Origin of the sequence: Paenibacillus sp. MZ04-78.2 (assembly GCF_024213375.1) — a bacterium.
GTDB lineage: Bacteria > Bacillota > Bacilli > Paenibacillales > NBRC-103111 > Paenibacillus_G.
Genome location: NZ_JANAVJ010000036.1, coordinates 44,401 through 53,639 on the forward strand (window position 1 = coordinate 44,401; position 9,239 = coordinate 53,639).

Genomic DNA, 9,239 nt, shown 5'->3' on the forward strand with positions numbered 1-9,239 from the left:
CAGCGTTTCATCGGTGCAGCTCGCCGAATGGGACGGCACGAAAAATAACATCCAGTGGGAAGACACGCCAATTTATGCTATAATATACGTTCGTAAGCGGCCTTACATGGGCTGATCGCTTTATTATAATTGCGAAAGTAGGTTTTAAACAGATGATTACGGTAACAGGAGTCACCTTAAGATACGGCAAACGGGCACTGTTCGAGGATGTCAACATTAAGTTTACTCCCGGCAACTGCTACGGTTTGATCGGCGCAAACGGAGCGGGCAAATCGACATTCCTGAAAATTTTGTCCGGTGAATTGGAAGCGAACAAAGGCGAAGTCAGCATCACCCCGGGCGAGCGTATGGCAGTTCTGAAGCAGAACCATTTCGAATATGACGAAGTGGACGTGCTCAGGACAGTCATGATGGGACATGCGCGCTTGTTCCAAATTATGGAGGAAAAAGACGCTTTGTATGCAAAGCCGGATTTCTCCGAAGAGGACGGCATGCGTGCGGCTGAGCTGGAAGGGGAATTCCAGGAGTTGGACGGCTGGCAGGCGGAATCGGACGCGGCGGAGCTGCTGATTGGTCTTGGCATTTCCAAAGACCTGCACGATATCAAAATGAAAGAACTCGACGGCAACCAAAAAGTCCGCGTCTTGCTGGCGCAGGCATTGTTCGGCAATCCGAATATTTTGCTGCTTGATGAGCCTACGAACCATTTGAACATCGAATCGATCAACTGGCTTGAAAATTTCCTTGCCAAATATGAAGGCACCGTTATTGTCGTATCCCATGACCGTCACTTCCTGAACCAGGTGTGTACGCACATTGCGGATATCGATTTTAGCAAAATTCAGCTGTACGTCGGCAACTACGACTTCTGGTACGAATCCAGCCAGCTGGCTTTGAAGCTGCAGCGCGAGGCCAACAAGAAGGTTGAGGAGAAGCGCAAAGAGCTCGAAACGTTCATTCAGCGCTTTAGCGCGAACGCCTCCAAGTCGAAGCAGGCGACTTCGCGTAAGAAGCTGCTGGAGAAGCTGACGCTCGAAGATCTCAAGCCGTCGACCCGGAAGTATCCGTTCATCAAATTTACGCCGGAGCGGGAAGCGGGCAAGCAATTGCTTCAAGTGGACCGGGTCAGCAAATCGATCGACGGCCAGTTGATATTGAACAATATCAGCTTTACTGTGAACAAAGGCGACAAAATCGCCCTCGTCGGCCCGAACGGAATCGCCAAATCGACGTTGTTCCAAGTGCTGACGGGTGAGCTTGAAGCCGACGCCGGCGAGTACAGCTGGGGCGTGACGACGACGCAAGCGTACTTCCCGAAAGACAACTCGGCTTATTTCGATACGGACATCAACTTGGTTGACTGGCTGCGCCAATATTCCAAGGATCAAGACGAGTCCTATATCCGCGGCTTCCTTGGCCGCATGCTGTTCTCAGGCGAAGAGGCGCTTAAGAAATCAAGCGTGCTGTCCGGGGGCGAAAAAGTGCGCTGCATGCTGTCCAAAATGATGATGAGCGGCGCCAACGTGCTCATTCTGGATGAGCCGACCAACCACTTGGATTTGGAGTCAATCACGGCGCTGAACAACGGGATGATGGATTTCGACGGCACGATGTTATTCGTATCCCATGACCATCAATTCGTGCAAACCGTGGCAAACCGGATTATCGAAATTACGCCGAACGGCCTGATCGACAAGGTCATCACCTACGACGAATACTTGGAGAACGACGAGATTAAGAAGCAGCGCAACCTGCTGTATGCTTAATTATCATCCCAAGCTTGCCAGAAACAGCTGTTCCGTATAATTAAAAAAAGGATGAGCCGCAGGCCTGAAAAGGCTGTGCTCATCCTTCTTTTCCAATCGCGGCCGGTCAGCTTCCGCCGGTACGCCGGCGTTGGTTGTTCGGCTTTTTGTTGTTTTGGCTTTTCATTACGGATGCGTTTCCGGCACGCAGTTGGCCGTTGGCTTTAGCGTCGTGCTGGGCTTGCTTCTTTTGCGCGAGCTTGTTTTTAATCGCATCCGCCAAGCTGACTTTTTTAGCCTCGCTGGTGGATTGCGGTTGCTCATTCGAATTTTGGTTCGTTGTGTCCGACATTGTTTAACACCTGCCCTATACCCTGGATAGTACTATTCTACCGGATAGGTCCCTCTGGAAGCAATAAGCAAATAGGTGGGAAGGGATTCAAACTATGACGCTCATGGAATGGTCGGAAAAAGACCTGCTTGCATGGACGCTCGCTCCGTCCGAAGGCCGCTTGGCTCATTCGGCGCCCCGGTACGTATTCTTCTACACTCCGTTGTGCGGCACGTGCAAGTTAGGCGAGAGGATGCTGGAAGTCGTCGCGGCGTTGAATCCGCAGACTACCATTGGCCGCTGCAATATTAATTTTTCTCCGGTTCTAGCGCGGAATTGGCAAATCGAAAGCGTGCCGTGTCTGGTGCGATGGCAGCGGGGAACGATGGACAAAAAATACCGGTTCGACGACGTACAAGAGCTGCACCGCTGGATGAACGTTACTATGAATGGCTAATGAGGCCTTTCAAACTTATACCAAGGAAGGGAGTCGTATCAATACGATGCTGGAATCCATGTTAACACCCGGAACGATGGTCCGGGCTTCCTACAAAACAGGCGATTACATCGGAGAGGTAGTTGAACTGTCCCCTACCGGCAAAGTCGCCGTCAAGATTGCCGCGGTCGTAAAACACCCGACGCAAGGAGATTTGCACAATCCGATGGACCCGGATGTGGCGTTTTTCCATCAGCGGCGCGCGCTGGCTTATCAGGAGATTGCGCTAATGCCGCCGAACACCGTCCGGCCGTACCAAGGGACGGTGCCGGATTACCGCGAATCGCTGCGGCAAGCCTTGGCGCAGGAGCGCGCGCGGCTGCAGCAGACGGTTCGCTGGGCCGAGCGGTGCCTCGAAGAATTGGACCGGCTCGAAGGAGAGTACGCTTAAGACGGAAGGGATCGGGTTGTCATGCTGTTTGTGTTTATCGGCTTATGGACGATCGGGCTGCTCCTGATCGTCACCGATCCGAAGCGGGCGACGACACAATGGATCAGCAGCATTGCCTTTACAGGCGGCTGCGGGGGATTGTCGGCGGTAATTGCGGACGATATCGTGCCTTATTTGTTTGACCGCGGCCTGTTGACGATGCCTGTTGCGGTGCTGGTTAGCAAAGCCGAGCTCGCCAGTTCGCTGATATGCTACTTCGGCTTGCCTTATACGTTTTTGATGTTCGCAATCGTTTACTATCCGGATTATCCGGTGTGGCCGTGGAAACGATGGATTCCGTGGGCGTTGGCGATTCTTCCTGCCTTTTCCTTCGTACTCGAACCGAAGCCTGGCGATCCGATCCCTTATTACTTTGTCACCCCTTGGGCGGCGCCGTATATTGTGGCAGGGGCTGTTTTATTGATCATGGCGCTGCTGAAGGAGAAAAATTCGTTTCTCCGCCGCAGCCGGATGCTGACGACGCTAGCGGCTGCGCCAACGCTGGTATTCGCTTTGTTTACGCTTTATTTGCTGCCCACCTTTTTCGGTTTCTCCGAATTGTGGCGCTATAACATCGGGGTGATTGCGCTCACCCTGGCCATCATTGTCGGATCGAGCTTCCGCTACGGATTCATGGGTCTGCAAATTTCCATACGAAACCAGAAGCTCGATTATACGCTGCGCGCGATTACGTCCGGGACATCGATTTTGAACCATGCGATCAAGAACGATGTCGGCAAAATCCGGCTGTTCGGCGACAAAATCAAATCCGAGGCGGCAGCCGGACGAACGGACCCGGCTCAAGTGATGCAGGATGTGGAGGTCATATTGTCCGCTTCGCAGCATATTTACGATATGATCTACCGGATTCAAGGACAAACCCAAGAGATCAAGCTGCAATTGAAGGAGTTGGACCCGCGCGAGCTGATGAGGGACTGCATTCGCACGCTGTCTCCGGAACTGCATAAAGTCGAGGTTCGCGAGCAGTATTTGACCGAGGAGCCGATTGCTGCCGACCGGGCGCAGCTGACCGAGGTGTGGACCAATGTGCTTACCAATGCCGTTGAAGCGATGCCGGACGGAGGCGTCCTGATCGTACGCTTGACGGAAACGAAGCGCAAAGTCGTTGTGGAAGTGAAGGACACAGGCCCGGGAATGGACAAGGCGCAGCTCAAGCGCGTCTTCGATCCGTTCTATACGACCAAAAGCGGCAAAAAAATGAACTTCGGCTTGGGACTGTCTTACTGTTATACTATAGTTCAAAAGCACAAAGGCACCATGAACATTCACAGCGAGCCGGGCCAAGGAACGAGCGTCTTCATGCAGTTTCCGAAGCGAAAGCGGCTTCCGGCGGGAAGGGAGTTAATTTGAATGGAGCACCCTGCGATTCGCGTCGTCATTGTCGAGGACGATCCGGACTGGCTGCGCGGCCTGCACAGCTACTTGCAGAAGGAACCGGATATCGAAGTAGTAGGTCAGGCCTCGTCCGGCGAAGCGGCTGTCGAGCTGCTGGAGAAGACGGAAGCGGATGTCGTTCTGATGGATGTCATGATGTCGGATAGTCCGGAGGGACTATGGGCCGCAGCGGAAATTGTTAAATGCAGCGGGGCCCGCGTCGTGATGCTTTCTTCGATGGAGGAGAAAGAAATCATTTTTGAGGCGTTCAAGGCTGGCGCGGTCGATTATATGGTAAAGTCCAACTTCACGGAAATTCCGCAGACGATCCGCAGCGCATACGCCAACCGGAGCTCGATCCATCCGAGCGTCGCCGCACAGATGCGGGAAGAATTCCGCCGCTTGAAGCAGCTTGAGCATGATGTCCGGGTAAGAGAACTCAAAAACTTGCTGACGCCGACCGAAATTCAAGTGCTCGACCTGATCGAAAAAGGTCACACGCAAACGCAAATCGCTGACAAATTTGTCGTTTCCATCCGAACGATCAAAGTGCATGTTGGGAACATTTTGAAGAAATTGGGCGGAAAAAGCAGCAAGGAAGCGGCCCAAAAAGCAAAAGATATGGGCATTTTGTAAGCTGCCCGAAAAGCGGCTGCCACAGGCGTAAAAACCGGAAGGAGGCCGCTTTTTTTCGTTACACCTTGCCCGAAGTTTGTGGTATAGTGGAACTGTTTGAAAACATAGAAAACCGTCAGCGAAGGAGCCTAACGCATGAGCGCAAACGACAAAATACAAATTGGCGTCATCGGCGCCGGAAACATCGGCAACGTACACATTCAGGAATTTTTACAACTCTCGGACGCCGCTGTAACGGCCGTGACGGACGTCTACCAGCCTATGGCTATCGCGCGGGCGAAGGAATACAACATTCCGAACGTTTATGCAACCTATCAGGAATTGCTACAGGATCCGAGCGTGGATGCGGTGATCGTGGCCGTCCCGAACGATGCTCATGCCCCCATTGCCATCGAAGCGCTTCAAGCCGGCAAGCACGTTCTGCTTGAAAAGCCGATGGCTGTTAACGCGGCTTCCGCCAAAGAAATTGTCAAGGCATGCCAGAAGTCGGGCAAAGTGCTGATGATGTCGCATCAGATGCGTTGGGAATTGCTTAATATGCAGGTGAAGGAACAAATCGACAAAGGCGCGTTCGGCAGCATCTATAATGTAAAGACCGGCTGGATGCGTCGCAAAGGGATTCCGGGCTGGGGCTCTTGGTTTACGCAAATGAATAAATCCGGTGGCGGGCCGCTGATCGATATCGGCGTGCACATGCTTGATTTGTCGCTGCACTTGATGGGCAGTCCGAAGCCGGTTTCCGTCTTCGGGACGACGTATGCCGAGTTCGGACCGAAGAAGCGCGGTATCGGCACTTGGGGCAAGACGGATTGGAACGGCTTCTATGACGTTGAAGATCTGGCAACTGCTCTAATCAAGCTGGATAACGGCAGCACGCTGTCGCTGGATGTAAGCTGGGCCGCCAATACCGATTTTATCGATAACGGACCTTATATTTATCTGATGGGCTCCGAAGGGGGCGCTTCCCTGCGCGCAGGCAGAGGGACGCTGCATACCGAGCTGTTCGACCGGACCGCCGATGTGGATTTGACGGTGGATTCGAACGATGAAGGGCCTCGTCAGCGTATGAGCCGCCACTTCCTGGAATGTATCCGGGAGGATCGCGAGCCGCTTACGTCTGCCATGTCAGGCCTGACGAACAGTTTAGTGCTGGAAGCGATCTATGAGTCGTCCCGTACAGGCCAACTCGTTACGTTGGATTGGAGCTTGGATTAACCCTCATGGATGAACTGCTTCAAGTCAATCTGCAATTATTTAGTATTATCGGCACGATCGCGTTCGCTATTTCCGGCGCGGTCGTTGCCATGGAAGAAGATTACGATATTTTGGGAGTTTTTGTGCTGGCGTTTGTGACGGCGTTCGGCGGCGGGGTCGTCCGGAACTTGCTGATCGGCATTCCGGTTAGCACGCTTTGGACACAGGGACTTTACTTGAAAACGGCGCTCATCGCGGCGTTTCTTGTTTTTATCGTTCCTGTCAGCTGGATTCGCCGCTGGAAAACATGGGAATCCTTGTTCGACGCGCTCGGCTTGGCGGCTTTCTCCATTCAAGGGGCGCTGTATGCGGTTCAGATGAATGCTCCGCTAAGCGCCGTCATCGTCGCGGCGATGATGACCGGGATCGGCGGCGGAATCATCCGCGACGTGCTGGCCGGACGGAAGCCGCTTGTGTTGCGTGACGAGATCTATGCGGTCTGGGGGATGCTCGCGGGATTACTGATCGGGATCGGGTGGTTCCAAGGGTCGTGGGCGCTGCTTGGACTATTCGCGCTTATTGTTATTTTGCGGATGCTGTCGGTGGTGTACAAATGGCGGCTGCCGCGGCGTACGCTGCGGCTTGGTGAGGAATCGAAAAAAGCTGAGGGGGCTTAGCATGATGTCGGAAGCAAACGAGCCAAGCGCGTCCTGGAGCAGTCGGAAGCGTATTCCGGGCGAAGAAATCGGGGAGCGGCTCGACTCCGTGCGCGTGTTGAAGGAAGATGCGCTTGAACTGTACGAGATCGCCAAAGACAAGGCGACCGGGGAGCATTACCTGCATTATGCCTATCTGCACCGGAATTTGGCCGCGATCCCGGCGGGATCGGATGCCGGACAGGAAGAATCGTTCCACCATTTGATGCCGCTGGAAAGCGACGAGGTGCTTGGCTTTTTGTTCGGGGAAGCGCCTTACGATTATCCGGCCCACTGGAGCAAGCCGTTCTTGCGCAATGGCCCGGAAGGCGATTATGTGTGGTTCGATCCCGGCTATGCGGCTGAGGAAGCCGAGCACGAAGCCATCGGTCTCGATATTGCGGAGCAGCTTGCGCTCTTTAAGCAAGCGGGAGACGTATCGGAACAAAAAGTCCGCGAGCTGCTGGAGCGGCTGAATCGAGGCGATAGCGAAAAGAAGTAGCGCTGCGCATATTTTCCGGCGGGTGATTCATCCTAAGCGTAAGCCTTATGAGGGCACGTCTACAGGAGGGACACGACAGGATGAACACCGTGATAAACCGAAAGGGGCTGCTTCTGTTCGCTATAGCCGGCTGCTTGCTGCTGCAAAGCGCGTGCGGCGGGAATCGGCCGCAGGCCAGCCGACCCGGCGGCGGGCTGGAGGATTACCGGCGGCAAGCCTTGTACGATCGCGATTCCCGCAATAACGAAGATGGATCGCTTGGGGTCAAGCAGCGTTGGGTAGACGAGCAGGAAGCCCGCCAAGGGAAGGAATATAGCGGACGAAAACAGCTCGATATGACAAACCGGCACTCGGCGGGTACAATGGCATTTGCGCCGCAGATCGCGGAGCGGGTGAAGGGCGTCTCCAGCGTTCGTGAGGCCCAAGTGCTGCTGACGGAAGTGAACAGCTATGTGACGGTTGTTTTGGACGGGCATAGCCCGGAAGCCGAGGCGTCTCCGGACATGATGGGATATCAAGTAACGTCGAAAGGCGGAGTCGGGATATTCGGAGGAAGCGATAAAGGGCCGAACCGATATTCGTGGACGGAAAACGGGGGCTTGTCGACCGGAAAGGCCGATGAAATCCGCAAGCTGGTGTTGTCGATGGCGCCTACCAACATTCAGCAGGTATATGTATCGGCTAACCCGAACTTCGTGCAGCGCGTCCGCTTTTATGCGAAGGAAGAGAAGGAGCGCGGCACCATGACCAATTATGTGAACGAGTTCAACACTCTGATTCTGCACGTATTTCCGGACGATGCCAACACCCGCAAATAAACGAAGTCGCGCCGTATGCAAAAATCCGGCCGGTCGCAACGCTTGACAAGGTTGCGTGCCCGGCCGGATTTTTATGTTGACCAAAGTGCGCCGTTGGCGAGCCCGGTTAATGGGCCTTCATTGGCATTTCGAATTTATATCCGACGCCCCATACGGTTTTGATATATTTAGGCTCTTTAGGGTCCGTCTCGATTTTTTTGCGGAGATTGGTAATATGTACGTCCACCGAACGTTCGGTCACAAAGGAATCGATACCGCGAATTTTGTTCAGCAGCTCTTCTCTTGAGAAGACTTTGCCCGGATGAAGCCAGAAATTTTTCATGATTTCAAATTCCGAATACGTCGTTTCCACCGCTTGACCGTGCAAGTAGATGCCTCGCTTTTCCACATCAAGGACGATGTCCTTCGTTTCCGCCGGAACGGAGTCCGCAGTTGCAATGCTGACCGATTGGGTTAAAGCGGAGCGGCGCAGAAGCGCACTCGTCCGCGCGGCCATCTCCCGCATGCTGAACGGCTTGCACAAATAATCGTCCGCGCCGATCATCAGCGCGTTGACGCGTTCGGATACCTCGTTTTTGGCGGAAACGATCATGATCGGTACGTTGGAGACGGTGCGAAAATGCTTGCACAGCTCAATGCCGTTCGAATCCGGAAGCATCAAATCAAGAATAATGACATCCGGCTCATGCCGGCTGAACAATTCTTTGCCTTGCTTGCCGTCGGTCGCGCAATACACAGTATAATTTTCTTCGCTCAAGTAAATGGATATCATATCCGCAATACTTTGATCATCCTCAACCAGCAATACTTTAGACATGGCGTGGCACCTCGACGCAATGAAGTATTAGATAAATGTTAAGAAACTTGTAACTATTCAGGTACACATTCAACACAAATAGGGGGTGCGAAGCACCCCGGCGGGAATCGAAAATGAATTATTGTATGATCGGTTGTTCTCGGAAAGCTCGTTCAAGAGCGTCTATGATCGTGCGGGTTT

Annotated in this window: 11 protein-coding genes; 9 read left to right on the forward strand and 2 right to left on the reverse strand. The window is 53.5% G+C overall.

Translation table 11 applies throughout. The features are described from left to right. Positions 1–152: 152 nt before the first annotated feature. Positions 153–1,766: an ABC-F family ATP-binding cassette domain-containing protein gene (locus tag NLX71_RS20655; protein WP_254365653.1), complete on the forward strand. Its 1,614-nt coding sequence runs from the start codon at positions 153–155 to the stop codon at positions 1,764–1,766. A gap of 106 nt (positions 1,767–1,872) precedes the next feature. On the opposite strand, the gene NLX71_RS20660 is transcribed toward NLX71_RS20655, so the two are convergent. Then, positions 1,873–2,097, reverse strand: a complete 225-nt coding sequence (locus tag NLX71_RS20660; protein ID WP_254365654.1) for a hypothetical protein — start codon at positions 2,095–2,097, stop codon at positions 1,873–1,875. A gap of 94 nt (positions 2,098–2,191) precedes the next feature. Here NLX71_RS20660 and NLX71_RS20665 point away from each other — a divergent pair, with 94 nt between their 5' ends. From NLX71_RS20665 to NLX71_RS20700, 8 genes are all read left to right on the forward strand, one after another. Beyond that, complete coding sequence (locus NLX71_RS20665; RefSeq protein WP_254365655.1) at positions 2,192–2,533, forward strand: thioredoxin family protein; 342 nt, start codon at positions 2,192–2,194, stop codon at positions 2,531–2,533. Positions 2,534–2,579: 46 nt separating this feature from the next. Beyond that, positions 2,580–2,963 carry a kinase-associated lipoprotein KapB gene (kapB, locus tag NLX71_RS20670; protein WP_254365656.1) on the forward strand — a complete coding sequence of 128 codons (384 nt, stop codon included), beginning with the start codon at positions 2,580–2,582 and terminating at the stop codon, positions 2,961–2,963. Between the two features lie 21 nt (positions 2,964–2,984). Then, positions 2,985–4,373, forward strand: coding sequence for a sensor histidine kinase (locus tag NLX71_RS20675; RefSeq protein ID WP_254365657.1), 1,389 nt, complete (start codon positions 2,985–2,987; stop codon positions 4,371–4,373). Then, the gene (locus NLX71_RS20680; RefSeq protein WP_254365658.1) at positions 4,374–5,033 is read left to right on the forward strand and encodes a response regulator transcription factor; all 660 of its coding nucleotides are present in this window, start codon (positions 4,374–4,376) and stop codon (positions 5,031–5,033) included. Positions 5,034–5,168: 135 nt separating this feature from the next. Then, positions 5,169–6,248 (forward strand): Gfo/Idh/MocA family protein, encoded by a 1,080-nt coding sequence (locus NLX71_RS20685; protein WP_254365659.1) that lies wholly within the window; start codon positions 5,169–5,171, stop codon positions 6,246–6,248. A gap of 5 nt (positions 6,249–6,253) precedes the next feature. Then, positions 6,254–6,904, forward strand: a complete 651-nt coding sequence (locus tag NLX71_RS20690) for a trimeric intracellular cation channel family protein (RefSeq protein ID WP_254365660.1) — start codon at positions 6,254–6,256, stop codon at positions 6,902–6,904. Between the two features lies 1 nt (position 6,905). Next, positions 6,906–7,424: a hypothetical protein gene (locus NLX71_RS20695; RefSeq protein ID WP_254365661.1), complete on the forward strand. Its 519-nt coding sequence runs from the start codon at positions 6,906–6,908 to the stop codon at positions 7,422–7,424. 80 nt (positions 7,425–7,504) lie between these two features. Further along, positions 7,505–8,242, forward strand: coding sequence for a YhcN/YlaJ family sporulation lipoprotein (locus tag NLX71_RS20700; RefSeq protein ID WP_254365662.1), 738 nt, complete (start codon positions 7,505–7,507; stop codon positions 8,240–8,242). A 106-nt stretch (positions 8,243–8,348) separates the two neighbouring features. Here the strand turns inward: NLX71_RS20700 and NLX71_RS20705 are convergent, their stop codons facing one another. Further along, positions 8,349–9,059 carry a response regulator transcription factor gene (locus NLX71_RS20705; RefSeq protein WP_254365663.1) on the reverse strand — a complete coding sequence of 237 codons (711 nt, stop codon included), beginning with the start codon at positions 9,057–9,059 and terminating at the stop codon, positions 8,349–8,351. Positions 9,060–9,239 lie beyond the last annotated feature (180 nt).

Excerpts from the sequence above, each read along its gene's own strand:
- NLX71_RS20655 (WP_254365653.1), top strand. The coding sequence starts at position 153 with ATGATTACGGTAACAGGAGTCACCTTAAGATACGGCAAACGGGCACTG.
- kapB (WP_254365656.1), top strand. The coding sequence starts at position 2,580 with ATGCTGGAATCCATGTTAACACCCGGAACGATGGTCCGGGCTTCCTAC.
- NLX71_RS20660 (WP_254365654.1), bottom strand. The coding sequence starts at position 2,097 with ATGTCGGACACAACGAACCAAAATTCGAATGAGCAACCGCAATCCACC.
- NLX71_RS20665 (WP_254365655.1), top strand. The coding sequence starts at position 2,192 with ATGACGCTCATGGAATGGTCGGAAAAAGACCTGCTTGCATGGACGCTC.
- NLX71_RS20690 (WP_254365660.1), top strand. The coding sequence starts at position 6,254 with ATGGATGAACTGCTTCAAGTCAATCTGCAATTATTTAGTATTATCGGC.
- NLX71_RS20695 (WP_254365661.1), top strand. The coding sequence starts at position 6,906 with ATGATGTCGGAAGCAAACGAGCCAAGCGCGTCCTGGAGCAGTCGGAAG.
- NLX71_RS20700 (WP_254365662.1), top strand. The coding sequence starts at position 7,505 with ATGAACACCGTGATAAACCGAAAGGGGCTGCTTCTGTTCGCTATAGCC.
- NLX71_RS20705 (WP_254365663.1), bottom strand. The coding sequence starts at position 9,059 with ATGTCTAAAGTATTGCTGGTTGAGGATGATCAAAGTATTGCGGATATG.
- NLX71_RS20680 (WP_254365658.1), top strand. The coding sequence starts at position 4,374 with ATGGAGCACCCTGCGATTCGCGTCGTCATTGTCGAGGACGATCCGGAC.
- NLX71_RS20675 (WP_254365657.1), top strand. The coding sequence starts at position 2,985 with ATGCTGTTTGTGTTTATCGGCTTATGGACGATCGGGCTGCTCCTGATC.
- NLX71_RS20685 (WP_254365659.1), top strand. The coding sequence starts at position 5,169 with ATGAGCGCAAACGACAAAATACAAATTGGCGTCATCGGCGCCGGAAAC.